The organism is Pseudomonas sp. SC3(2021), from assembly GCF_019856535.1.
In the GTDB taxonomy this organism is placed as follows: Bacteria; Pseudomonadota; Gammaproteobacteria; order Pseudomonadales; family Pseudomonadaceae; genus Aquipseudomonas; species Aquipseudomonas monsensis.
Window position 1 is genome coordinate 66422 of sequence record NZ_CP082236.1, and the last position, 23097, is coordinate 89518.

The 23097-nt window shown below is 60.1% G+C and carries 19 protein-coding genes; 10 read left to right on the forward strand and 9 right to left on the reverse strand.

All coding sequences use genetic code 11. The features are described 5' to 3' along the window. Positions 1–159 precede the first annotated feature (159 nt). Together K5Y35_RS00280 and K5Y35_RS00285 are read right to left on the reverse strand one after the other, a co-directional pair. Positions 160–759 (reverse strand): FMN-dependent NADH-azoreductase, encoded by a 600-nt coding sequence (locus tag K5Y35_RS00280; RefSeq protein WP_123465565.1) that lies wholly within the window; start codon positions 757–759, stop codon positions 160–162. 228 nt (positions 760–987) lie between these two features. Next, on the reverse strand, positions 988–1302 hold the full coding sequence (locus K5Y35_RS00285; protein ID WP_016985956.1) for a hypothetical protein: 315 nt from the start codon (positions 1300–1302) through the stop codon (positions 988–990). A 49-nt stretch (positions 1303–1351) separates the two neighbouring features. On the opposite strand from K5Y35_RS00285, the gene K5Y35_RS00290 reads away from it, so the two are divergent. The 5 genes from K5Y35_RS00290 to aqpZ all read left to right on the forward strand — a co-directional run bounded on the left by K5Y35_RS00290 (position 1352) and on the right by aqpZ (position 6514). Continuing rightward, on the forward strand, positions 1352–2275 hold the full coding sequence (locus K5Y35_RS00290; protein ID WP_123465563.1) for a LysR family transcriptional regulator: 924 nt from the start codon (positions 1352–1354) through the stop codon (positions 2273–2275). 14 nt (positions 2276–2289) lie between these two features. Further along, a complete protein-coding gene (locus tag K5Y35_RS00295; protein WP_123465561.1) occupies positions 2290–3093 on the forward strand; it encodes an alpha/beta fold hydrolase in 804 nt (267 codons plus the stop codon). Positions 3094–3096: 3 nt separating this feature from the next. Continuing rightward, positions 3097–3660: a peptidylprolyl isomerase gene (locus tag K5Y35_RS00300; protein WP_186744632.1), complete on the forward strand. Its 564-nt coding sequence runs from the start codon at positions 3097–3099 to the stop codon at positions 3658–3660. A gap of 87 nt (positions 3661–3747) precedes the next feature. Beyond that, on the forward strand, positions 3748–5580 hold the full coding sequence (locus tag K5Y35_RS00305) for an ABC transporter ATP-binding protein (RefSeq protein ID WP_123465557.1): 1833 nt from the start codon (positions 3748–3750) through the stop codon (positions 5578–5580). Positions 5581–5818: 238 nt separating this feature from the next. Then, a complete protein-coding gene (gene aqpZ / locus K5Y35_RS00310) occupies positions 5819–6514 on the forward strand; it encodes an aquaporin Z (RefSeq protein ID WP_128616360.1) in 696 nt (231 codons plus the stop codon). A gap of 114 nt (positions 6515–6628) precedes the next feature. Here aqpZ and K5Y35_RS00315 read toward each other — a convergent pair whose 3' ends face one another. Then, a complete protein-coding gene (locus tag K5Y35_RS00315; RefSeq protein ID WP_222833461.1) occupies positions 6629–7753 on the reverse strand; it encodes a GNAT family N-acetyltransferase in 1125 nt (374 codons plus the stop codon). Positions 7754–8033: 280 nt separating this feature from the next. Between K5Y35_RS00315 and K5Y35_RS00320 the strand changes: the two genes are divergently transcribed. Further along, on the forward strand, positions 8034–9356 hold the full coding sequence (locus tag K5Y35_RS00320) for a putative porin (protein WP_123465552.1): 1323 nt from the start codon (positions 8034–8036) through the stop codon (positions 9354–9356). A gap of 145 nt (positions 9357–9501) precedes the next feature. Here K5Y35_RS00320 and K5Y35_RS00325 read toward each other — a convergent pair whose 3' ends face one another. The 5 genes from K5Y35_RS00325 to aceK all read right to left on the reverse strand — a co-directional run bounded on the left by K5Y35_RS00325 (position 9502) and on the right by aceK (position 17823). Beyond that, on the reverse strand, positions 9502–9738 hold the full coding sequence (locus K5Y35_RS00325) for an anti-sigma factor family protein (protein ID WP_123465550.1): 237 nt from the start codon (positions 9736–9738) through the stop codon (positions 9502–9504). Beyond that, positions 9732–10340 carry an RNA polymerase sigma factor gene (locus K5Y35_RS00330; RefSeq protein WP_123465548.1) on the reverse strand — a complete coding sequence of 203 codons (609 nt, stop codon included), beginning with the start codon at positions 10338–10340 and terminating at the stop codon, positions 9732–9734. Before K5Y35_RS00330 ends, K5Y35_RS00325 begins: the two co-directional genes overlap by 7 nt. A gap of 136 nt (positions 10341–10476) precedes the next feature. Continuing rightward, positions 10477–11598 carry a beta-ketoacyl-ACP synthase III gene (locus K5Y35_RS00335; RefSeq protein ID WP_123465546.1) on the reverse strand — a complete coding sequence of 374 codons (1122 nt, stop codon included), beginning with the start codon at positions 11596–11598 and terminating at the stop codon, positions 10477–10479. Positions 11599–11925: 327 nt separating this feature from the next. Next, the gene (gene hrpA, locus K5Y35_RS00340; RefSeq protein ID WP_222833462.1) at positions 11926–15837 is read right to left on the reverse strand and encodes an ATP-dependent RNA helicase HrpA; all 3912 of its coding nucleotides are present in this window, start codon (positions 15835–15837) and stop codon (positions 11926–11928) included. A 264-nt stretch (positions 15838–16101) separates the two neighbouring features. Next, positions 16102–17823 carry a bifunctional isocitrate dehydrogenase kinase/phosphatase gene (aceK, locus tag K5Y35_RS00345; RefSeq protein WP_222833463.1) on the reverse strand — a complete coding sequence of 574 codons (1722 nt, stop codon included), beginning with the start codon at positions 17821–17823 and terminating at the stop codon, positions 16102–16104. A 422-nt stretch (positions 17824–18245) separates the two neighbouring features. Here aceK and K5Y35_RS00350 point away from each other — a divergent pair, with 422 nt between their 5' ends. Together K5Y35_RS00350 and K5Y35_RS00355 are read left to right on the forward strand one after the other, a co-directional pair. After that, positions 18246–19871 (forward strand): methyl-accepting chemotaxis protein, encoded by a 1626-nt coding sequence (locus K5Y35_RS00350; RefSeq protein WP_222833464.1) that lies wholly within the window; start codon positions 18246–18248, stop codon positions 19869–19871. Between the two features lie 85 nt (positions 19872–19956). Then, positions 19957–20865: a DMT family transporter gene (locus tag K5Y35_RS00355; protein ID WP_123465539.1), complete on the forward strand. Its 909-nt coding sequence runs from the start codon at positions 19957–19959 to the stop codon at positions 20863–20865. A gap of 129 nt (positions 20866–20994) precedes the next feature. Here K5Y35_RS00355 and K5Y35_RS00360 read toward each other — a convergent pair whose 3' ends face one another. Beyond that, the gene (locus tag K5Y35_RS00360; RefSeq protein ID WP_222833465.1) at positions 20995–21858 is read right to left on the reverse strand and encodes a DMT family transporter; all 864 of its coding nucleotides are present in this window, start codon (positions 21856–21858) and stop codon (positions 20995–20997) included. A 449-nt stretch (positions 21859–22307) separates the two neighbouring features. On the opposite strand from K5Y35_RS00360, the gene K5Y35_RS00365 reads away from it, so the two are divergent. Both K5Y35_RS00365 and K5Y35_RS00370 read left to right on the forward strand, forming a co-directional pair. Beyond that, the gene (locus tag K5Y35_RS00365) at positions 22308–22847 is read left to right on the forward strand and encodes a hypothetical protein (RefSeq protein WP_222833466.1); all 540 of its coding nucleotides are present in this window, start codon (positions 22308–22310) and stop codon (positions 22845–22847) included. 43 nt (positions 22848–22890) lie between these two features. Beyond that, entirely contained in the window at positions 22891–23064 is a 174-nt protein-coding gene (locus K5Y35_RS00370) for a hypothetical protein (RefSeq protein WP_185015791.1), read from the forward strand. Positions 23065–23097 lie beyond the last annotated feature (33 nt).

The following is a 23097-nucleotide window of genomic DNA, read 5'->3' on the forward strand; positions in this document are numbered from 1 at the left end:
TAAATCGCGGGCAAAAAAAAGCCCGATCTCGCTAATGCGTTCAATCGGGCTACAGCACTCAGGAGCAACAAGTGCAAAGGGAGGTTCGATGCGCGTAGAGCCTTGAAGGGGTTGCGCCAGGTCACTAGAACAATCGGCGATTATCTGGCGATTAACATATCAAGCGACCTGGGACAGTTTGGCGTTGGCCTGATTCAGGCCCTTCTCCTGGAAGTCGCCACCCAGGTTCATGCCTTCGGCGTGGATGAAGGTCACGTCGTGGATGCCGATAAAGCCCATCACCTGACGCAGGTACGGTTCCTGATGGTCGGCCGGGCCGCCGGCGTAGATACCGCCGCGAGCGGTCAGCACGTAGGCACGCTTGCCGCTGAGCAGGCCTTGCGGGCCGGTTTCGGTGTACTTGAAGGTCACACCGGCACGCAGCACATGGTCGAGCCAGGCCTTGAGGGTGCTCGGGATGGCGAAGTTGTACATTGGCGCGGCCATCACCAGCACGTCGGCTGCCAGCAGCTCATCGGTCAATTGGTTGGAGCGATCCAGCGAGGCTTGTTCGCTGTCGTTACGCTGCTCGGCAGGCTTCATCCAGCCACCCAGCAGGTTGCTGTCCAGGTGCGGCACCGGGTTCACGGCAAGATCACGCACGGTGATCTGATCAGCAGGATGCGCCGCTTTCCACTGGTTGATGAAGGTCTGGGTCAGCTGACGGGATACCGAGTCTTGCTGGCGGGCGCTGCTTTCAATGATCAGAACGCGGGACATGGTGTGTAGCCTCCATCCGAGAATGTTGTAGGTCGATGGAGTGAAGGTTAAACAGTGTCTAATCGATGAAAAAGCGCAAATAATTGCTGCAAAATATCGAATAATTAGTTTAGATGCTGATCCATAGCCTGCTGGAGTGAGCCTGCTCGCGATAGCGGTGTGTCAGAGCAATCATTATTGACTGACACGCCGCTATCGCGAGCAGGCTCACTCCTACAGGAACAGGTGTTATTTCGGGGTGCAGGTCAGTTTGATACGCAGCTTGATGATCTCGCGGGTGAATTTGGCCGTGGCGTTTTTATGTTTGCCGGCTGCCACTTCGATGTTACGGGTGCGCGGTGCTTCCGGGCCATTGGTAAACACAGCCTTGCAGACGGCATCGACATCGCCGTAGTTGGCTACCCGAATGGAGCCGATGTCGTTGTCGGTATCGAAAGTCTCGTAGTCGATCTTCATGCCGTTGAGATCTTTCTGCACATCAATCGGATAAGCAAAAGCAGTCAGCGGAAGCAGCGCCAGCAGCACACAACAGAATTTTTTCATTCGGCAGTCTCCATGAGGGACAGCCAGCTTAGGACAAGAGGAGCTATTGATGAAAGCGCCCCGCGTGACCCTGGATCAATGGCGAACACTGCAGGCTGTGGTCGACCACGGCGGATTCGCCCAGGCTGCCGAGGCCCTGCACCGTTCGCAATCGTCGGTGAGCTACACCGTGGCGCGCATGCAGGACCAGCTCGGCGTACCGCTGTTACGCATCGACGGGCGTAAGGCGGTACTCACCGAAGCCGGCGGCGTATTGCTGCGGCGCTCGCGCCAACTGGTAAAGCAGGCCAGCCAGTTGGAAGACCTCGCCCACCACATGGAGCAAGGCTGGGAAGCCGAGGTGCGGCTGGTGGTCGATGCGGCCTACCCGAGCGCCCGCATCGTCCGCGCGCTGACCGCGTTCATGCCGCAGAGCCGTGGTTGCCGGGTACGTCTGCGCGAAGAAGTGTTGTCGGGGGTCGAAGAAGTGCTGCTCGAAGGTGTCGCCGATCTGGCGATCACCGGCCTGAGCATTCCCGGCTACCTCGGCGCCGAGTTGAGCGACGTCGAGTTCGTCGCCGTCGCCCACCCTGACCACGCCCTGCATCGGCTCAATCGCGAGCTGAGCTTTCAGGATCTGGAAACCCAGATGCAGGTGGTGATCCGCGATTCCGGCCGGCAGCAGCCGCGCGACGTCGGCTGGCTCGGCGCCGAACAGCGCTGGACCGTCGGCAGCCTCGCCACCGCCGCCACCTTCGTCAGCAGCGGCCTGGGGTTTGCCTGGCTGCCGCGGCACATGATCGAGCGGGAATTGAAGGAAGGCACGCTCAAGCTGCTACCGTTGGATCAGGGCGGCAGCCGCAACCCGAGTTTTTACCTGTACTCGAACAAGGACAAACCCTTGGGCCCGGCCACGCAAATTCTCATCGAACTGCTGCGCACCTTCGATACGTTGCCTCTGGATGCGTCGTACGCCGCCCCCGAACAAGCCTGACACGGAGTTCACCGATGGCCTATTTCGAACATGAAGGTTGCAACCTGCACTACGAAGAATATGGCCACGGCACGCCGTTGCTGCTGGTTCACGGGCTCGGTTCGAGCACCCTTGACTGGGAAATGCAGATCCCGGCCCTGGCCGCGCACTACCGGGTGATCGTCCCGGACGTTCGCGGTCACGGTCGCTCGGACAAACCCCGCGAGCGCTACAGCATCGCCGGGTTCAGCGCCGACCTGCTGGCGCTGATCGAACACCTCAACCTCGGCGCGGTGCATTACGTCGGGCTGTCGATGGGCGGGATGATCGGTTTTCAGTTCGCCGTCGATCAACCGCAAATGCTGAAAAGCCTGACCATCGTCAACAGCGCGCCCGAAGTCAAAATCCGCAGCCGCGACGATTACTGGCAGTGGTTCAAGCGCTGGAGCCTGATGCGCCTGCTCAGCCTCGCGACCATCGGTAAAGCGCTGGGCGGCAAGCTTTTTCCGAAACCCGAACAGGCCGGTCTGCGGCAGAAAATGGCCGAACGCTGGGCAAAAAACGACAAACGTGCTTATCTCGCCAGCTTCGATGCAATTGTTGGCTGGGGCGTTCAGGAACGACTTTCCCGGGTGACCTGTCCAACCCTCATCGTCAGCGCCGACCGTGACTACACGCCGGTCTCGCTGAAAGAAACCTATGTAAAACTGCTGCCCGATGCGCGGCTGGTGGTGATCGCCGATTCGCGCCACGCCACCCCGCTCGATCAACCCGAACGCTTCAACCAAACGCTGCTGGATTTTCTTGCCGCAGCCGATACTCAATCTCAGGATCACTGACCCATGCTGAAAAAACTCGCCCTCGCCGCCGGCACTGTGCTGTTTGCTGCCAACCTGATGGCTGCCACCCCGGCCAAAGCGCCACACGTGCTGCTGGACACCACCAACGGTCAGATCGAAATCGAACTGGACCCGGTCAAGGCGCCGATCAGTACCCAGAACTTTCTCGACTACGTCAACAGCGGCTTTTACACCAACACCATTTTCCATCGGGTGATCCCGGGCTTCATGGCGCAGGGCGGTGGTTTCACCCAGCAGATGCAACAGAAAGACACCAAAGCGCCGATCAAGAACGAAGCCAGCAACGGCCTGCATAACGTTCGCGGTACCTTGTCGATGGCGCGCACCTCCAATCCAGACTCGGCCACCAGCCAGTTCTTCATCAACGTGGCTGACAACGCGTTCCTCGATCCGGGCCGCGACGCCGGTTATGCGGTGTTCGCCAAAGTGGTCAAGGGCATGGACGTCGTCGACATCATCGTCAACTCGCAAACCACCACCAAACAAGGCATGCAAAACGTGCCCGTCGACCCTGTGATCATCAAGTCGGCCAAAGTCATCAACTAAGCTGTACAGGGCGTATCGAGCGGCGTGAGTTCTACCCTACGCCGCTCACACCGATAAAAGGAGAGCCCGGCTCCGGGCGGTTATCTGATGCTCTATCGCCGTTTCGAACAACTGATCGACATATTCCGTGACGCCCCGACGGCGTCTCCGCCGGACCGCGTTCTCCCCTTCTATACCTATTACCTCAAGCAGGTCTGGCCGAGCTTTGCCGCCCTGCTGGTGGTCGGCCTGTTTGCCGCGCTGATCGAAGTGGCGCTGTTCAGTTACCTGAGCCGCATCATTGACCTGGCCCAAGGCACGCCCAACCCGAATTTCTTCAGCGATCACGCCCTCGAATTGACGTGGATGCTGGTGGTCGCCCTGGTGCTGCGACCGATCTTTTTCGGCCTGCACGACCTGCTGGTGCACCAGACCCTGAGCCCGGGGATGACCAGCATGATCCGCTGGCAAAACCACAGTTATGTGCTCAAACAGAGCCTGAATTTCTTCCAGAACGATTTCGCCGGGCGCATCGCCCAGCGCATCATGCAGACCGGCAACTCGCTGCGTGATTCGGCAGTGCAGGCGGTGGACGCGCTGTGGCACGTGGTGATCTACGCGATCAGTTCGCTGGTGCTGTTCGCCGAAGCCGACTGGCGCCTGATGATCCCGCTGCTGACGTGGATCGCCGCCTACATCGGCGCACTGTGCTACTTCGTGCCACGGGTGAAAGAGCGCTCGGTGGAAGCTTCCGACGCACGCTCGAAACTGATGGGGCGGATCGTCGACGGCTACACCAACATCGCCACCCTGAAGCTGTTCGCCCACACCAACTTCGAACAGCACTACGCCAGGGAAGCCATCGAGGAACAGACGGTCAAGGCGCAAATGGCCGGCCGTGTGGTCACCAGCATGGACGTGGCGATCACCACCATGAACGGCCTGCTGATCGTCGGTACTACGGCGCTGGCGCTGTGGTTGTGGACACAATCGCTGATCACGGTCGGCGCTATCGCTCTCGCCACCGGTCTGGTGATTCGCATCGTCAACATGTCCGGCTGGATCATGTGGGTGGTCACCGGCATTTTCGAAAACATCGGCATGGTCCAGGACGGTCTGCAAACCATCTCGCAACCGGTCAGTGTCACCGATCGCGAGCAGGCCAAACCCTTGGCCGTGGCCCGTGGCGAAGTGCGTTTCGAACATGTGGATTTTCACTACGGCAAGAAGCGCGGCATCATCGGCGACCTCAATCTGACCATCAAACCCGGGGAAAAGATCGGTCTGATCGGCCCGTCCGGCGCCGGCAAGTCGACCCTGGTCAACCTGCTGCTGCGCCTGTATGACGTCGAGGGCGGGCGCATTCTGGTCGATGGGCAGAACATCGCCGAAGTCGGTCAGGAGAGCCTGCGCGCGCGGATCGGCATGATCACTCAGGATACCTCGCTGCTGCACCGCTCGATCCGCGACAACTTGTTGTATGGCAAACCCGACGCCACCGATGCAGAGTTGTGGGATGCGGCCCACAAGGCCCGCGCCGACGAGTTCATTCCCTTGCTGTCGGACGCTGAAGGCCGTACCGGTTTTGACGCGCATGTCGGCGAGCGCGGGGTGAAACTATCCGGCGGTCAACGTCAGCGCATCGCCATCGCCCGCGTGCTGCTCAAGGACGCGCCGATCCTGATCATGGACGAAGCGACCTCGGCGCTGGACTCGGAAGTCGAGGCAGCGATCCAGGAAAGCCTGGAAACCCTGATGCAGGGCAAGACCGTGATCGCCATCGCCCACCGCCTCTCGACCATCGCGCGCATGGACCGGCTGGTGGTGCTGGAGAACGGCAAGATCGCCGAGAGCGGCACCCATGCCGAACTGTTGGCCCATCGTGGCTTGTATGCGCGGTTGTGGGCGCATCAGACCGGAGGGTTTGTCGGAATCGACTGACTTTTTCCGTCACTACAAAACTCTGCAGGCTCACTCCTACAGGGGATGTGCGAAATCTGTGACAGAGAAAACCGCCACAGCCCGCTAACTACGGGCGCTGGCGGTTTTTTTGCGCCTGCTGGAAATCCGTTCAAAGCCTGCTGTACTCAGGCAAGGCTCCGGCACGGAACCTGTCGTAAATCGGCATGGAGGCCTCACTCGATGCAGTCTCGATAGCACGCCTATCAAGGACACTCTCATGTCTCTGTTCAAACGTTCAGTTACTGAGTTGTTGGGTACGTTCTGGTTAGTGTTGGGCGGTTGTGGCAGTGCGGTGATCGCCGCGTCTTCACCGTTGGGAATCGGGGTGCTGGGGGTCGCCCTGGCGTTTGGTCTGACGGTGCTGACCATGGCGTTTGCCATCGGCCACATCAGCGGATGTCATCTCAACCCGGCCGTCTCGGTCGGTCTGTTCGTTGGCGGCCGGTTCCCGGCCAAAGAGCTACCGGCCTATATCATCGCCCAGGTGCTGGGCGCGATTCTCGCGGCCGCGCTGATCGCCCACATCGCCAGCGGCAAGGAGGGATTTGATATCGCCGCCGGCCTGGCCTCCAACGGTTATGGCGAGCATTCGCCCGGCAAATACTCAATGGCGGCCGGGTTCGTGTGCGAACTGGTGATGACCGCGATGTTCGTGATCATCATCCTCGGCGCCACCGATAAACGCGCTCCGGCGGGCCTCGCACCGATTGCCATCGGCCTGGCCCTGACACTGATCCACCTGATCTCGATCCCCGTGACCAACACCTCGGTCAATCCGGCCCGCAGCACGGGCCCGGCGCTGATGGTCGGCGGCTGGGCGATCGCGCAGTTGTGGATGTTCTGGGTCGCGCCGCTGTTGGGCGCGGTGGTCGGTGGCGGGGTCTATCGCTGGCTGGGCAAAGAAGAAACCTGAAGCCTGTACAAATCCCCTTGTAGGAGTGAGCCTGCTCGCGATAGCGGTGTGTCAGTCAACATCCATGGCTCTGACGAGACCGCTATCGCGAGCAGGCTCACTCCTACAGGGGATTCAGGTTTGGCGGTAGGGCAAGGCTGTTCTGGCTTCTTCGGCGTACGCAAGGACTCCGGTGCGCTCTTGTTGCAGGAAATCCTTCACCGCCGCTTTCAACCCGGGATGGCGCAGGTAATGCCACGAATGAGTGATCACCGGTTCGAAACCACGAATCAACTTGTGCTCGCCCTGGGCACCAGCGTCGAAACGTTGATAGCCCTGCGCAATCGCGTAATCCATGCCCTGATAAAAACAGGTTTCGAAGTGCAGCCGATCAAACTCCGCCAGGCAACCCCAATAGCGTCCGTAAAAGCTATCGCCACCCACGAGACTGAAGGCCATCGCCACCGGGCGTGAACCCTGTCTGGCCAGCACCACGCGAATCGACTCCGGCATGCGTTCGGCAAGCAGGCTGAAGAACTCGCGCGTCAGGTATGGCGCCTGACGTCGCACCGCATAGGTATTGGCGTAACAGGCGTAAACGAAATCCCATTGTGCCTCGTCCAGCTCCCGCCCCTGCAACCATTCAAACTCGAAGCCCTGCCCCGCCACTTGCTCGCGCTCTTTGCGCATCTGCTTGCGCTTGCGCGAACTGAGCACATCGAGAAAGTCCTGAAAGTCCCGGTAACCGCGATTCTGCCAGTGATACTGACAGCCGATGCGCTGCAACCAGCCTGGTTGTTCAGCCATGGCGGTATCGGTGAAGAGATCGGTGAAATTGATATGTGCGCTGGAAAGCCCTTCGATTTCCAGATACCCCGGCAGGCTCTTGAGCAACTCGAAGCCGTCTTCGACCTTCGCCGCCAACAAGCGTGGGCCGCTGACCGGGCTGAACGGCACGGCCGTCAACAGCTTGGGGTAATAGTCGATTCCGGCGCGGGCACAGGCGTCGGCCCAGCCATGATCGAACACATACTCGCCGTAGGAATGCCACTTGCGGTAACTGGGCAGTGCCGCTATCAGTCGATCATCCTCGATGTGCAACAAATGTTCCGGCTGCCAACCCGTGTGAGGGCCGACGCTGCCGCTGTCCTCCAGGGCGCTGAGGAAGGCATGGCGCAGAAACGGCTGATTCTCCGGCACCAGTGCGTCCCAGGTGGCCGGGGCGATTTCTGACAGGTTTTGCAGGCGTTGCAACGGCATCAACAGAGTCTCCACAAGCGGGTTTCAGCGCCCGGCGAGTATCGCCTATCGCCGGCCATTGCACACGTTCAATCGGGCGACAGCGCTCTAGATCAATAGTTCACGACGCATCTGGATCGTCATCAACCTGCCATCATCGTGCCACTGCTCTGTCATAAACCATCGCGATACTGGCGCCTGTTTTTAGAGCGCCGGGTTCTACCCGGACACTGTTTTCCGACCTTCACGTCGGTTGTGCCCAGGATGGTTCAGCCATCCCCTCTCATCTTCGGAGATTGCTATGCGTCTTGCTTCCACGAAAACTGCGGCGGCCCTGTGCGGTGGCCTGTTACTGGCCATGAGTGTTCCGGCCAGTGCTGCAGTCGACGCCAAACTGCTCGACATGCTCAAGGCTAACGGTTCGATTTCCCAGGCGCAGTACATTGAACTGCAAACTGAACTGGCCAAGGATCAGAAGGCTCAGCAAATCGCGCAGCAGGCGCAGCAAGAGACTAACGAGCAAATCGCGGCAACCGCGAAGAAAACCAATGAGCTGAGCTCCTTCGACCAGAAACTGGCCTGGGCTGCCAAGACCCAGTTCAAGGGTGACGTGCGTATCCGCCAGGAAACCATCAAGATCGACGGCGAACCGAACAACGGCGGCCGCGACAAGGATCGCCAGCGCATCCGTGCCCGCCTGGGCGCCTACACCGAGATCAACCCGCAAGTCGACACCGGCATCCGTATCGCCACCGGCGGCGGCGACGACGCCCGTTCGACCAACCAGGATCAGGACAACTACTTCGACAAGAAGCAGATCTGGCTCGACCTGGGCTACATCGACTACCACCCCGATCAGATCAAGAACCTGCACGTCATCGGCGGCAAAATGCTGCAACCGTGGGTCAGCATGGGTGACGTGATCTGGGACAGCGACATCAACCCGGAAGGTCTGGCCGTTACCTACAAATACCCGTTGGGCAGCAGCGCCGAGCTGTTCGGCAGCCTGGGTAACTACAACCTCAAGGACAACGTCGACGGCGACGGCGTGCAATTCCGTCACGACCTGCGCCTGACCTCTGGCCAGTTGGGTAGCCGCTTCGCGATCACCGACAACCTGAAACTGACCCTGGGCGGCAGCGTCTACGCCTACCAGAACGACAAAGACAGCCGCTGCACCGGGACGTCCACCCCGTGCGCCCTGGCGGTCAACGGCAACTCGGCCAACAACGAATTCCGTCTGTACGAGGGCTTCAGCCAGATCGATATCGGTGGCTTGCCAATGCCGTTGTCGTTCTACGGTCAGTACGTGAAGAACAACGATGCCGTGACCGATGCAGACACCGCCTGGCTGGTCGGCGCCAAGTCGAAAGTGTTCGGTCTGAACCTCGACTACAACTATCGTGACGTCCAGCGTGACGCCGTGGTCGGCGCCTTCACCGACTCCGACTTCGCCAACGGCACCACCGGTTCGCGTGGTCACAAGTTCAAGGTCGGTTACGACATCGACAAGAACTTTGCCATCGGCGCGACGTACTTCCTGACCAAAGCAGACTTCTCCAGCCGTACCCAGCGTGATGCAGACACCAACACCCTGCAGCTGGACGCGGAAGCGAAGTTCTAAGAAAACAGCGACAAGCTTCGAGCGACAAGTTGCAAGTCACCGCTCCCCTTGCGACTTGCCGATCGAAGTTGATTTTCCTGCAGCTCGATGCAGCAACAGCGATCCCCATCATCCGTTCGCTGGTGCTTCACCGGGCTGTGTTTTTTCACGGGCTATCGTCCCGCCGTTGCGCCGCCAAACGTTCCGCCAAGGCATCCACCCCTTCCTCCGGTTTCTCCGGCATCGCCTTCAAGGTCGCCTGCATCAAACGCATCTGCCGAATGAAACGCCGACAGTTCGGGCAGAACATCAGGTGATGACGCACCATCAGCTTCTCGCGAAAGCTCAACTGATCATCGAGATAATCGCTGGAGCGCGCCACTTGTTCCTTACAGGTCAGCATTCCCCGGTCTCCTCAAAATGCTCCACGGTCGCGAAGACTTTCAGCCGCGCACGATGCAGCAGCACACGGACATTGGAGAGCGAGATCTCCAGAAGATTACAGATCTCTTCCAGCTCCAGGCCCTGACGCTCACGCAACAGCAGAACACTGCTTTGCAATTCCGACAGACTGAGCAGCGTATGCTCCAGGCAGTCACGTAATTCACTTTCGGTCAGCAAGGCTTCGGGCGTGTCCTGGTGCCAGGCGAACGGGGCGATCAACCAATGGCCGTCGCCGGGAGAAAAGCGGTCGTCATCAATGGTGCCGTGGGGCGATGGCAAGTCATCCATCAGCACTTCGCGGCGATTCAGCTTGTAACGACTTTTGGCCGAGTTGGCGGTGATGGTCAGCAGCCAGGTCTTGAGGCTGGAACGACCTTCGAAACTGGCGATGTGGCGCACCACGGAAAGCCAGGCGTCCTGCACCACTTCTTCGACATGACGCTGGCCGACAATCGCATACGCCACGGCACGCATGGCGCTCTGATACGTAGTCACCAGTTCCTTGAAAGCCCGTTGTTCACCTGCCAGCAGGCGCTCAAGCAGTTGGGTGTCGTCAGCCATCCAAAAATCTCCTTGTGCCGATTCCGAAATGATAGCGGCAGGACTTCGCCTGCCGCCATTTCCGAAAAATTACAGCGTTTGAGCCGATTCGGATGTAGGAAAAGTCGACGTGTTTAAGAGGAAACTAAACCTCTTTTCAACGCTTGCGCAGAATCACGCTGCCGATCGAATAGCCTGCACCGAACGAACTCAATACAGCCAGCGAACCGGCAGCCAGATCATCCTGGTGCTTGTGGAAGGCAATCACGGAACCGGCGGAGCTGGTGTTGGCGTAGGTGTCGAGAATCACCGGTGCCTCTTCTTCGGTCGCTTCGCGGCCAAGCAGCTTGCGCACGATCAGGTGGTTCATGCTCAGGTTGGCCTGGTGCAGCCAGAAACGCTTCACGTCGCCGACATTGAGCTGATTCTCTTGCAGATGCTCACCAATCAGTTCGGCGACCATCGGGCAGACATCCTTGAACACCTTGCGCCCTTCCTGCACGAACAGCTTGTCGCGGGCGCCGACGCCCTCTTCCGCGGCGCGATTGAGGAAGCCGAAATTGTTGCGGATGTTGTTGGAGAACTTGGTCAACAGTTTGGTGCTGACCACGTCGAACTGGTATTTGGACGTCGCCAGATCGGCACGCTCTATGATCACTGCAGTCGCGGCATCACCGAAGATGAAGTGGCTGTCACGGTCACGGAAGTTCAGGTGACCGGTGCAGACTTCCGGGTTGACCATCAGGATCGCCCGGGCCTGACCCAGTTGCACGCTGTTGGCCGCCGCCTGGATGCCAAAGGTAGCCGAGGAGCAGGCCACGTTCATGTCGAAGCCGAAGCCCTGGATGCCCAGCGCTTCCTGGACTTCGATGGCAATGGCCGGGTAAGCGCGCTGCAGGTTGGAACAGGCAACGATCACGCCGTCGATATCAGCGGCGGTTTTACCGGCGCGCTGCAAGGCTTGCTCGGCTGCGCCGATGGCCATCTGGCACAGCACCGACCATTCGTCGTTGGAACGCTCCGGCAGACGCGGCGCCATGCGCAGCGGGTCGAGGATGCCGTCCTTGTCCATGACAAAGCGGCTCTTGATGCCCGAGGCCTTTTCGATGAACGCGGCGCTGGATTCGGTCAGGGCCTGGACTTCACCGTTGGCGATGGCTTCGGCGTTATCGGCGTTGAACTGGGCGACGTAGGTGTTGAAAGACTGCACCAGCTCTTCGTTGGAGATGCTGTTGGCCGGGGTGTAAAGGCCGGTGCCGCTGATGACGACATTATGCATGGTCGTTTCTCTAATCTGTTCAGGCAGAAAGTGCTGGAACCGTCGTACCAACACACAAAGGGTCTATTCCCATCCGGGGGACGCTGACCTGGCATCGCTTTATTCCGGTTCGCGACCTTACCGAGGGCTCTGGGTCGCGAAACGGGCGTTTATGGTCGCGAAGTTTGCCATAAACCCGAGGTTTTGGCGCCTTTCTCAAGATCGACGCTGCTTCCCTGCAGGAGTGAGCCTGCTCGCAATTGCGTCGTATCAGTCACTATTGCGTTGACTGACACTCTGCTATCGCGAGCAGGCTCACTCCTGCAGGGGGTTGTGCAGGCCTGGCAATCAAGGTTCGACCTGCGTCCACTGCTTGTTCAGGCGTTTGTCGGAAATCGGGACTTTGGTGCCCAACTGCTGGGCGAACAGTGATACCCGGTATTCCTCCAGCCACCAGCGGTACAAATCCAGCTGCGGATCGCGCTTGCCTTCCTGGGCATGCTTGGCGGCGCGGGTCTGGTATTGCGCCCAGAGGCCGGCCAGTTCGCCGCTCCAGACACGATCCTTCTGCACTTGCGCCCCGAGCTTTTCGAAACGCTGCTCGACCGCTTTCAGATAACGCGGCAATTCCTTGAGCCATTGCATCGGCGTTTCCCGGACGAAACCGGGGTACACCAACTGGCTGATCTGCTGCTTGATGTCATTCAGCGCCACCGCTTGCGCAAGGTCGATCTTGCCCTTGAAACGCTTTTGCAGACCGTGCCACAGCTTGAGGATCTCCAGCGTCAGGCGCGCCACGCGTTCGGCGTGTTCGGTCCAGCTGCCGCGCTTGCGCTCGGCCAACGCTGCCAGCCCGGCGCCATCGCGGGGCAACGGGTCTTCGCCTTCCAGAATGCAGCTGTCGAGGCTGGCCAGCAGAATGTCTTCGACCAGCGCATCGACCCGACCCAACTCGCGATAGAGCAGGCCCAGTTCAGTCTGCCCCGGCAATTTGCTGCGCAGGAACTTGGCCGGTTCCGCCAGTTGCTGCATCAGCAGACGCTGCAACGCGCGGCGGTGTTGAAACTCGGCTTCGGCCGGAGTCGAGAAGCGCCCTTCCTTGACCGCGCCGCCCTCTTCCACCAGCGCCGGATACACCGTCATCGACAGCCCGGCGATCTTCTGCTGCGTCTTTTCCGCCACTGGTGCAAAGACTTTCGCCTCCACCGGTTGCTGACTGTTTGCGCTCTGCGGCACCGCCAGTGCAGCCTGACTGGCTTCGGCAAACCGTGCGGTCAACTCGGCCAGATCGCGACCTTCGCCGAGGAACTTGCCCTGGCCGTCGACGATTTCCAGGTTCATCCGCAAATGCCCTTCGACCTGCTGCGCCGCTTCCGCCCACGCCTCATCGCTGACCCGCGCACCGGTCATGCGCAGCAACTCGCGACCGAGCGCTTGCGGCAACGAACCTTCGGCGAAGGTCATGCGCTGCAATGCCGCTTTGATGAAGTCCGGCACCGGTACGAAGTTCTTGCGCAGCGCCTTCGGCAGGTTGCGCACGAGGGCGATGCACTTGGCTTCGATCATCCCCGGCACCAGCCATTCGAGGCGTTCCGGCGGCAGCATCGGCAACAGCGGCGCCGGCACGCGCAAGGTCACGCCGTCGCGCGGGTGATTGGGTTCGAAATGATAGGTCAGCGCCAGTTCCAGGTCACCGATGTGCAGCGTATCCGGGTAGTCGCGCGCGGTGACTTCACTGGCCTCGCGGGCCAGCACGTCCTCTTCGCGCATGATCAGCAGTTGCGGGTTCTTCTGGCTGTTGACCCGATACCAGCTGTCGAAGGTCACGGTCTGGTGAATCTCTGCCGGCAAGCGCGCATCGTAGAAGGCGTACAGGGTTTCTTCGTCGGCAAGGATGTCACGGCGCCGGGCCTTGGCCTCCAGCTCGTCGAGCTGTTCGAGCAACTGTTGGTTGGCCGTCAGGCACTTGGCTTTCGACTGAATCTCGCCGCGCACCAGGCCTTCGCGGATAAACAGCTCGCGGGACACCACCGGATCCACCGGACCGTAATGCACCGGGCGACGGCCAACGACGATCAGCCCGAACAGGGTGATCTGCTCGTAAGCCACGACCTGGCCACGCTTCTTCTCCCAGTGCGGTTCAAAGTGGTTCTTCTTGATCAGGTGCCCGGCCAGCGGCTCGATCCAGTCGGCGTCGATCTTGGCGACCATGCGCGCGTAAAGCTTGGTGGTTTCCACCAGCTCGGCTGTCATCAGCCATTGCGGACGCTTCTTGCCGATCCCCGACGACGGGTGAATCCAGAAACGCCGCTGACGGGCGCCAAGGTAATCGCCGTCCTCGGTTTTCTGACCGATCTGGCTGAGCAGACCGACCAGCACCGCTTTGTGCAGTTTCGGGTAATCCGCCGGCTCTTTATTGAGGCTCAGCTGCATGTCGCGACAGATCAGGCTCAACTGGCGATGGGAATCACGCCATTCGCGCAGACGCAGGTAGTTGAGGAAGTTCTTGCGGCACCAGTTACGCAGCGGGCTGGCCGTCAGCGCCTGGCGCTGTTCTTCAAAACCACGCCACAGATTGACCAGCCCGGCGAAGTCCGAATCGCTGTCTTTCCATTGCGCGTGGGCCTGATCGGCGGCTTGCTGACGCTCCGGTGGACGCTCGCGCGGGTCCTGAATCGACATCGCGCTGGCGACGATCAGCACTTCCTGCAGGCTGCCGAGCCTGGCCGCTTCGAGCAGCATGCGGCCCATGCGCGGGTCCACCGGCAGGCGTGCCAACTGGCGTCCCAGCGGGGTCAACTGACTGTTGCGATCCACCGCCGAGAGTTCTTGCAGCAGATTGAAACCGTCGCTGATGGCTTTGCCATCCGGCGGCTCGATAAACGGGAACGCGGTGATCTCGCCGAGGCGCAAGTGCAGCATCTGCAAGATAACAGCGGCAAGGTTGGTGCGCAGAATCTCCGGGTCGGTGAATTCAGGGCGACCGAGGAAATCTTCCTCGCTGTACAAGCGCACGCAAATGCCCGGCTCGACCCGGCCACAACGACCTTTACGCTGGTTGGCGCTGGCCTGGGAAATCGCCTCGATCGGCAGACGCTGGACCTTGGCGCGGTAGCTGTAACGGCTGATGCGCGCGGTGCCGCTGTCAATCACGTAACGGATGCCCGGCACGGTCAGCGAGGTCTCGGCGACGTTGGTCGCCAGCACCACGCGACGCCCCGGGTGCGACTGGAAAATCCGCTGCTGTTCGGCCGGCGACAGGCGCGCGTACAGCGGCAGGATTTCGGTGTGTTTGAGCTGAGCCTTGCGCAGCATGTCGGCGGCGTCGCGAATCTCGCGTTCGCCGGGCAGGAACACCAGCACATCGCCAGGACTGCGGCGCTCGCTGCGCTCGTAGGCGGCGATTTCGTCGAGGGTGGCGAGGATCGCCTGATCCACGGTCAGGTCGTCTTCGACGCGGTTGCCCTCTTCGTCCTGCTCCAGGGTCAGCGGGCGATACCAGGTGTCCACCGGGAAGGTGCGGCCGGAGACTTCGACAATCGGTGCGTCATCGAAATGTTTGGAGAAGCGCTCCAGGTCGATGGTCGCCGACGTGATGATGACTTTCAGGTCCGGACGACGCGGCAGCAGGGTTTTCAGGTAACCGAGCAGGAAGTCGATGTTCAGGCTGCGTTCGTGGGCTTCGTCGACGATGATCGTGTCGTAGCGTTCCAGATAGCGGTCGTTCTGGGTTTCCGCCAGCAGGATGCCGTCGGTCATCAGTTTGATCAGGGTGTTGGAATCGCTCTGATCCTCGAATCGCACCTGATAGCCGACCAGCGAGCCGAGCGGCGTGCCGAGCTCTTCGGCAACCCGGCTTGCGACGCTGCGTGCTGCAATTCGGCGCGGCTGGGTGTGGCCGATCAAGCCATGCTGGCCACGACCGATTTCCAGACAGATTTTCGGCAACTGAGTGGTTTTGCCCGAGCCGGTTTCGCCGGCGATGATCAGCACCTGATGCTTTTCCAGGGCCTGTTTGATTTCGTCACGCTTGGCCGCAATGGGCAGGCTGTCGTCATAACGAATCACCGGCAGGCTGGCCTTGCGCGCCAGCACCTGATCGCAGGACGCCTGCATCCGCGCCACCCACTGGGCCAGCTTGGCCTCGTCGGGTTTCTTGCGCAGCTCAAGCAACTGCCGCCGCAGCCGGTGACGGTCGGCGAGCATGGCGTGATCGAGGTTTTTCAGCAGTTTGTCGATGGAGGGCGATTCGTCGGTCATCGGGTACGCAATTCGGTCGTCTATTTATGCAGGGGGCGGATTGTCGCAGATTTGGCGGATTTGTGGCGTGTCTGGGGGATTGCGGCCCTCACCCTGGCCCTCTCCCAAAAGGAGCGGGGACCGAGCGAGTCAACTTTGCCAGCTTCACCGACCTGAACGTGCATCACCGAATCCATAATCGCCAAGGCCTTTCAGGTCGATGCTTGCTCCGTCAGCGCCCTCTCCCTCCGGGAGAGGGCTGGGGTGAGGGAGTTTTTAAGAGGGCTATTCGTTATCCAACCCTTTACGCCGATAAGGAAAGACATCAATCACTTTCCCGGCGCGAATCGCCTCCTGCAGGCTCTTCCAGTAATCCGCGTTATACAACTCGCCATGCAACTGATCGAACAACTTGCGCTGCCCCGAATCGGCAAACAGAAACGGCGGAAACTCCTCAGGAAAGACATCCAGCGGCCCGATCGAATACCACGGCTCGGAGGCCATTTCGTCCTCCGGCGTGCGCGGTGCGGGGATGTGGCGGAAATTGGCTTCGGTCAGGAAGCAGATCTCGTCGTAGTCATAGAACACCACCCGCCCGTGTCGGGTGACGCCGAAGTTTTTCAACAGCATGTCGCCGGGAAAGATGTTGGCCGCCGCCAATTGCTTGATCGCCAGGCCATAGTCTTCCAGCGCCTCGCGCACCTGTGCATCGTTGGCGTTTTCCAGATAGAGGTTCAGCGGGGTCATCCGGCGCTCGGTCCAGCAGTGACGGATCAATACCGTGTCGCCTTCGACCGAGACGGTGGATGGCGCCACCTCCAGCAGTTCTTCCAGGCACGCCGGATCGAACTTGCTCAGCGGGAAACGGAAGTCGGCGAACTCCTGGGTATCGGCCATGCGCCCGACCCGGTCGACGCTTTTCACCAGCCGGTATTTCTCGATCACTGTGGCGCGATCGACGTTTTTCGACGGCGAGAAGCGGTCCTTGATGATCTTGAACACGGTGTTGAAGCCCGGCAGGGTAAACACGCTCATGACCATGCCGCGCACGCCCGGGGCCATGATGAACTGGTCATCGGTATTGGCCAGGTGGTTGATCAACGCGCGGTAGAACTCGGACTTGCCGTGTTTATAGAAACCGATTGAGGTGTACAGCTCGGCGATGTGCTTGCCCGGCAGTATGCGTCGCAGAAAACCGATGAATTCCGCCGGCACCGGCACATCGACCATGAAATACGAGCGGGTAAAGGAAAAGATGATCGACACGTCGGCTTCGTCGGTGATCAACGCGTCAATCTGAATCCCGCGTCCTTCACGGTGCAGCAGCGGAATCACCAGCGGCCACTGTTCGTCACGGGTGTAGATGCGCCCGACCAGGTAGGCCCCCTTGTTGCGGTAGAGCACCGAAGAAAACAGCTCGACGCTCAGTTCCGGGTCCTTGCACACCCAGTCCGGCAGGTTCTCGCGCAGTTGCGCTTCAAGGCGGCGCAAGTCGCCGGGCAAATCGGCGTAATCTTCGCTGAAGCGGTAATCGGCAAAAATGCTCGCCAGCATCGCGCTCAGCTGGCCTTGCGGCTTGTAGGTGCGGGTCTGCGCGGCCCGTGCGCGGCGCAGGCTCGGACGCGTGGTGTGGATGAACATGCAGCCATCGCTGATCAGGTCATGGCTGAACAGTCCGCAGAAGATCGAGTTGTACCAGGTCTCGGACAATTCATCGTCGAAGCGCAGGTCGATGACGCTGATGTAGGCGCTTTTCACCAGTGGCCAGCAACTGACATTCATGAGTGCTTCGTCATCGAAGCACTCCCGCAGGCGGGCAATGGTTTCTCCGACTTTCTCTTCGTAGAGGTTGATTCGCGCCGCAGATGCGGTTTGCGTCTCCTGCCAGCGAGCCTGTTCGAAACGCTCCCGGGCGCCGTCGGTAATGCGCCGGAAATGCTCGCGGTAATCGTCAAAGCCTTCGAGAATCATCCGGGCGATGTCGGTGGCTGGCCATGGCTGCGGCATAGATGAGACCTCGGCGTGCAAGTGGGAATCCGTGCCAGAGCTTAGCCATGGATGCACCGGCAGGAGAAGTGCAATTTCTGCCAAATGCGCGGCAGGGTTGTACAACAACACAGTTTTTATCAAAGTTTTTTTAGTCGACCGTTCGGTCAGCAAAGCCACCGGGCAGTCGCGGACAACGCCCGCCAACCACGTGGCGCGGAGCCGCGTATTCATTGGCTTGCGGATCCAATAGCCGCCCCAGCGCTCTAGCCTGCATCTCTTCCTCTGTTACTCGTGCTGCAGCAACACTCGGCATAACGTGCGCAGATTGGTCTTACCAAAATAGTGGCACTTTGATATACAAGCCGCCATCACCCTCTTCACAACAAGATCCTCGACTGACGGGGACGACCTCTCCCCCTCAAAGATCAAGGAGCACATTGATGTCTATCCGCAATCTGCGCATCGGTTTGCGCGCCGGTTTGAGTTTTGCCGTGCTGGCCAGTCTGTTGGTGATCGTCGGCCTGTTTGGCCTGGGTCAGATGAAAACCCTGCGTGAAAGCGCTGCGGTCATCGAAGAGTCGTGGATGCCGGGCATCGAAAGCATTCATGACGCTGCAGCGAACATTGCCAGCATCCGCCTCGAATCCCTGCGCCTGATCACCAGCACCCAGCCAGCCGTGCGTGACAGAAGCAAAGGCCTGATCAAGGTGCAGCGCGAAGAATTGCTCAAGCGTCTCAAAGACCATGAAGCCTTGCTCACCAGCGATCAGGAACGGGGCATGCTCGCAGGCTTGAGTGCCGACATCGGCAAGTACATGAGCATCCTCGACCAGATCATCAGCCAGATTGACGCCGGGCAAACTGAACAGGCCTACACCCGTTTGAACAATGATCTGGCGCCACAGGGCAGAGTGCTCGACACGACCCTGGAGCAGATGATCAGCCTCAACCAGCAAGGTGCCGACGCCGCCGCCGAGGCCGCCGCCGACATGTACCAGCGGGCGCTGTGGATCGTTGCGACGATTATCGTCACCGCGTTGATTGCCACGCTGTTGCTGGCGTGGCAACTGACCCGCAGCATTACCACGCCGATCAATCAGGCGCTGAAGGTGGCCCAGCGCATCGCCGTCGGCGACCTCAGCGGCGAGATCGTCAGCAGCGGTCGCGATGAGGCCGCGCAATTGCTCGATGCCCTCGCGCAAATGCAGGGCAATCTGCGCTCGACCATTCGCGGCATCAGCGAGTCGGCGCAGCAACTGGCCTCCGCCGCCGAAGAAATGAGCTCGGTGATGGAACAAAGCACCCGCGGCCTGCAACAGCAGAATGACCAGATCGAACAGGCCGCCACCGCCGTCACCGAGATGAGCACAGCTGTGGATGAGGTCGCCGCCAACGCCGTGTCCAGTGCCGAGGCTTCCGAAGCGTCGAACGAAGACAGCAAGCATGGCCACGTCCAGGTCAGTGAAACCATCCGTTCGATTCAAGAACTGGTCACCACCGTGCTCGGTGCCTCGGAACAGGCCGAAGGCCTCGCCACCCAGGCCCAGGACATCAGTAAGGTGCTGGAGGTGATTCGCGGGATCGCCGGGCAGACCAACCTGCTGGCGCTCAACGCCGCCATCGAGGCTGCGCGGGCCGGTGAGGCCGGGCGCGGTTTTGCCGTGGTCGCCGATGAAGTGCGCTCGCTGGCGCAGCGTACGCAGAACTCCACCGAAGAAATCGAGTTGATGATCAGCAGCATCCAGCACGGCACCGGCGCGACGGTCGGCGCGTTGCAAAGCAGCGCCGAGCAGGCCAGTCACACCCTGCGTCGGGCCAACAGCGCCGGGCAGGCACTGGAGAAGATCACCGCGTCGATTGGGCAAATCAACCAGCGCAATCTGGTGATCGCCAGCGCCGCCGAGCAGCAGGCGCTGGTGGCGCGCGAAGTCGACCAGAATCTGGTCAGCATTCGCGATCTCTCGACGCAAACCGCGGCCGGCGCCACCCAGACGTCGGCCGCCAGCCAGGAGCTGTCGCGGCTGGCGGTAGACCTCAATGGTCTGGTCACGCGCTTCGTGATCTGAGGGAAAAATTAAATGCCCCGATAGCGGTTGCCATCGCCGGGGCGCTCGGCAACACTCTCGTCCCGATCAAGGAAGGAGTGTTGTCGTGAGCCCTGTCGATATTTTCCGCATGCTGTCGCTGGCCGCCATCTGGGGTGCGAGCTTCCTGTTCATGCGCATTATTGCGCCGGTGATCGGCACGATTCCGACGGCGTTCTTTCGGGTGTCGATTGCGGCTGTCGGGCTGCTGGTGATTCTCGGCCTGATGCGCATCAACTGGGATTTCAAGGGCAAGCTGAAAACCGTGATGTTGCTGGGGGTGATCAACTCGGGCATTCCGGCGACCCTGTATTCGGTCGCGGCGCAAGTGTTGCCGGCGGGTTATTCGGCGATCTTCAACGCCACCACGCCGCTGATGGGCGTATTGATTGGCGGCTTGTTCTTCAGCGAGAGGCTCACCGTCGCCAAACTGACGGGCGTGTTCCTGGGATTGTTCGGTGTCGGCGTGCTCACCCGCGCAGGGCCCGTGGCCTTCGACCTGGAATTGTTGATGGGCGCCCTCGCCTGCCTGCTCGCGACCACCTGCTACGGTTTTGCCGGATTCCTCACCCGTCGCTGGCTGGACCATACCGGTGGGCTCGACAGCCGACTGTCAGCCGTGGGCAGCATGCTCGGTGCCTCATTGTTTCTCTTGCCGCTGTTCGGCTACAGCGTCATCACCGCACCACCGGCAAGCTGGGGTGGCTGGAATGTCTGGCTGTCGCTGCTCGGCCTGGGCCTGGGTTGCACGGCATTCGCCTACATCATTTACTTCCGCCTGCTCAGCTCGATTGGCCCGGTGAAGTCGATGACCGTAACCTTCATGATTCCGGCGTTCGGCGTGCTGTGGGGCGCATTGTTGCTGGATGAGCCGCTGTCGATGGCGCACCTGTATGGCGGGGTGTTGATTGCCTTGGCGTTGTGGCTGGTGTTGAAGCCTGCGGTGGTGAAGCCTGCCGAGGTGGCGGCTCGCTGATTCAGTCTTTGCGGGCAAGCCTGCTCCCACAGTGATTGATGTCGTCCACATCCTGCGGCTCGACACAAAACCCTGTGGGAGCGGGCTTGCCCGCGATGGCGACCGAACAGCCGCCACCTCAACTGGCTATCAGCTGGATTTACGGAACACAAACGCCAGACCGACAATGATCAACAGCATCCCCAGCACGCTCAACGCGGCCAGACGATTACCGAAGATCAGATAGTCCATCACCGCTGTCACCGCCGGCACCAGATAAAACAGGCTGGTGACATTCACCAGATTGCCCCGCGCGATCAGCCGATACAGCAACAGCGTCGCCAGCACCGACACCACCAGGCCCATCCACAACACCGGCACGATAAACCCTGCGCTGTGTTCGAAATGAAACGGCTGGAACGGCACGAAGATCCCGCACAGCAACAGCCCGGCCAGGTATTGCACCGGCAGCGTGCCGAGGGGATTGTCAGTGATGCCTTTCTGCATGATCGAGCCCAGTGTCATGCTCGCCAGCGCCAGCAGACCGAAGAGCATCCCGGCCCAGGACATACCGGCCAGACCGATCCCTTGAAACACCACCATGATCAGCCCTGCCAGCCCCAGCGCCAGCCCGAACAGGCGGCTCGCCGAGCGCTGCCGCTCCATCAATACAACGGTGAGAATCGGCTGCACGCCCATGATGGTCGCCATCACTCCCGGAGTGATTCGGGTGTTAAGGGCCAGCAGATAGAAAATCTGATAAGCCCCCAACAGCACCACCCCGGTGGCGATTGCATAGAGCATCGGCCTGCCGCCCTTGGGCTGCTTCAACTTGAGCAACGGCGCCAGCAGCAACAGCCCGCACAGGGCAATCACAAAGCGAATCAGCAGAAAGGCAAAGGGTGACGCATGGGCCAGGCCCCATTTGGAGAAGATCGCCCCGCTGCTCCACAGCAGAACGAACAGGCTCGTGGACGTCGCCGCGAGCGCGGTTTTTTTCGAAAGGACAAACATGAATACCACCTGTAGTCAGGCAAGAAGCCAACTCAGCCGAAGCTGAAGTTCAGTAGGTTTTTCTGGCGGGCGCAGGGGTCAGCAGAGGATGCCGATCAGCCCGAAACGCCAACGCCCGGCGGTGATACGACTGCGCACACCGGCGTGCTACTGACAGGTGGAGGGTAATGACTGATCTGCACAGGCGGCTGATTCCCGCACGGCACGACGCCAGCGTTGACCGCTGAATCGACTACCGCGTTGATGAGGGATGCAGGCATCGGGGCTGATCTTTGTTGAGGGTCTGGAGGTGAATCGCCTGATTCACGAGCGCCGACTATAACCAGCGCGGAACATGGATTGCAACGATTTGGACAAAGGGCCAGCAGGGACAGCTCGAAGGCAGGCGCATAGGCTGATGAGCAACGGATAGGCCCATTGATGGGGAGACAGGGAATGCTCGAAATCACATGCCAAGGGAACGGACGAATTTGCGGTATCAGTTGTATCGGTCAGAGGCGAGGAAGCAGGCGGCCAATACTTTTGCAAAACTACAGAAAGATTTGCAGCAGAAGGGGATCGTCGATGTCGACCACTCCAGAGTCCGATTTGAAGCTGTCGATGCGCTGGCTCTGAATGCCTATGAAGAATGGCTCGACCCTCATTTTTCATGGCAAGAAATTGTCAGGTGGAAATCCAGAGAACCGATGGGTTTTGATTTGGCTATCTGGTTTGACCATGAGCTCTGCGGGCTGTGCTTTGCAAACCCGAATCAGAGTCGGTTACGCGTGAAAATCGTGCGACTGGAAGGCAAGCCTGGCAACGATCACCCGCTCAAGAGTCGGATCGCGACGTTTGCCCTGACAGCTGTTACTCACTTCGCGCGAATCATTGGCAGTGAGCAGATCGAAATTCAGGAGCCTCTAGCAGGGGTTATTCCTCTCTACCGGCAACTGGGTTTCGATTTCGACTCAGAGGGGCGGCTTGTGATGCCTGTCGACTACGTCTAGTATCAGCTCAACTGCTCATTTAATGATCAATTTCGGAGGCGCCATGAAAAATCTCGTAGAAAGCAAAGCGCCAGACGTCAAATCGACCAACAGCAAGCGCTGTTCTGGGGAGTTGTCTGAAAAAGAGTTGCGCCGAATTACAGAAGCATTGGCAAAGCCCGCCAGTGAGGAGCCGGGAGGTGTTCTCGCCGGCGCCTCATTCACCTTCGCCTCATGAAAAAACCGCTCACAAGGAGCGGTTTTTTTAGTG

What these genes read in the sequence shown, in the direction of transcription:
- K5Y35_RS00280 (WP_123465565.1), bottom strand. Translation starts at nt 759, where the DNA reads ATGTCCCGCGTTCTGATCATTGAAAGCAGCGCCCGCCAGCAAGACTCG.
- K5Y35_RS00285 (WP_016985956.1), bottom strand. Translation starts at nt 1,302, where the DNA reads ATGAAAAAATTCTGTTGTGTGCTGCTGGCGCTGCTTCCGCTGACTGCT.
- K5Y35_RS00290 (WP_123465563.1), top strand. Translation starts at nt 1,352, where the DNA reads ATGAAAGCGCCCCGCGTGACCCTGGATCAATGGCGAACACTGCAGGCT.
- K5Y35_RS00295 (WP_123465561.1), top strand. Translation starts at nt 2,290, where the DNA reads ATGGCCTATTTCGAACATGAAGGTTGCAACCTGCACTACGAAGAATAT.
- K5Y35_RS00300 (WP_186744632.1), top strand. Translation starts at nt 3,097, where the DNA reads ATGCTGAAAAAACTCGCCCTCGCCGCCGGCACTGTGCTGTTTGCTGCC.
- K5Y35_RS00305 (WP_123465557.1), top strand. Translation starts at nt 3,748, where the DNA reads ATGCTCTATCGCCGTTTCGAACAACTGATCGACATATTCCGTGACGCC.
- aqpZ (WP_128616360.1), top strand. Translation starts at nt 5,819, where the DNA reads ATGTCTCTGTTCAAACGTTCAGTTACTGAGTTGTTGGGTACGTTCTGG.
- K5Y35_RS00315 (WP_222833461.1), bottom strand. Translation starts at nt 7,753, where the DNA reads ATGCCGTTGCAACGCCTGCAAAACCTGTCAGAAATCGCCCCGGCCACC.
- K5Y35_RS00320 (WP_123465552.1), top strand. Translation starts at nt 8,034, where the DNA reads ATGCGTCTTGCTTCCACGAAAACTGCGGCGGCCCTGTGCGGTGGCCTG.
- K5Y35_RS00325 (WP_123465550.1), bottom strand. Translation starts at nt 9,738, where the DNA reads ATGCTGACCTGTAAGGAACAAGTGGCGCGCTCCAGCGATTATCTCGAT.
- K5Y35_RS00330 (WP_123465548.1), bottom strand. Translation starts at nt 10,340, where the DNA reads ATGGCTGACGACACCCAACTGCTTGAGCGCCTGCTGGCAGGTGAACAA.
- K5Y35_RS00335 (WP_123465546.1), bottom strand. Translation starts at nt 11,598, where the DNA reads ATGCATAATGTCGTCATCAGCGGCACCGGCCTTTACACCCCGGCCAAC.
- hrpA (WP_222833462.1), bottom strand. Translation starts at nt 15,837, where the DNA reads ATGACCGACGAATCGCCCTCCATCGACAAACTGCTGAAAAACCTCGAT.
- aceK (WP_222833463.1), bottom strand. Translation starts at nt 17,823, where the DNA reads ATGCCGCAGCCATGGCCAGCCACCGACATCGCCCGGATGATTCTCGAA.
- K5Y35_RS00350 (WP_222833464.1), top strand. Translation starts at nt 18,246, where the DNA reads ATGTCTATCCGCAATCTGCGCATCGGTTTGCGCGCCGGTTTGAGTTTT.
- K5Y35_RS00360 (WP_222833465.1), bottom strand. Translation starts at nt 21,858, where the DNA reads ATGTTTGTCCTTTCGAAAAAAACCGCGCTCGCGGCGACGTCCACGAGC.
- K5Y35_RS00365 (WP_222833466.1), top strand. Translation starts at nt 22,308, where the DNA reads ATGCCAAGGGAACGGACGAATTTGCGGTATCAGTTGTATCGGTCAGAG.
- K5Y35_RS00370 (WP_185015791.1), top strand. Translation starts at nt 22,891, where the DNA reads ATGAAAAATCTCGTAGAAAGCAAAGCGCCAGACGTCAAATCGACCAAC.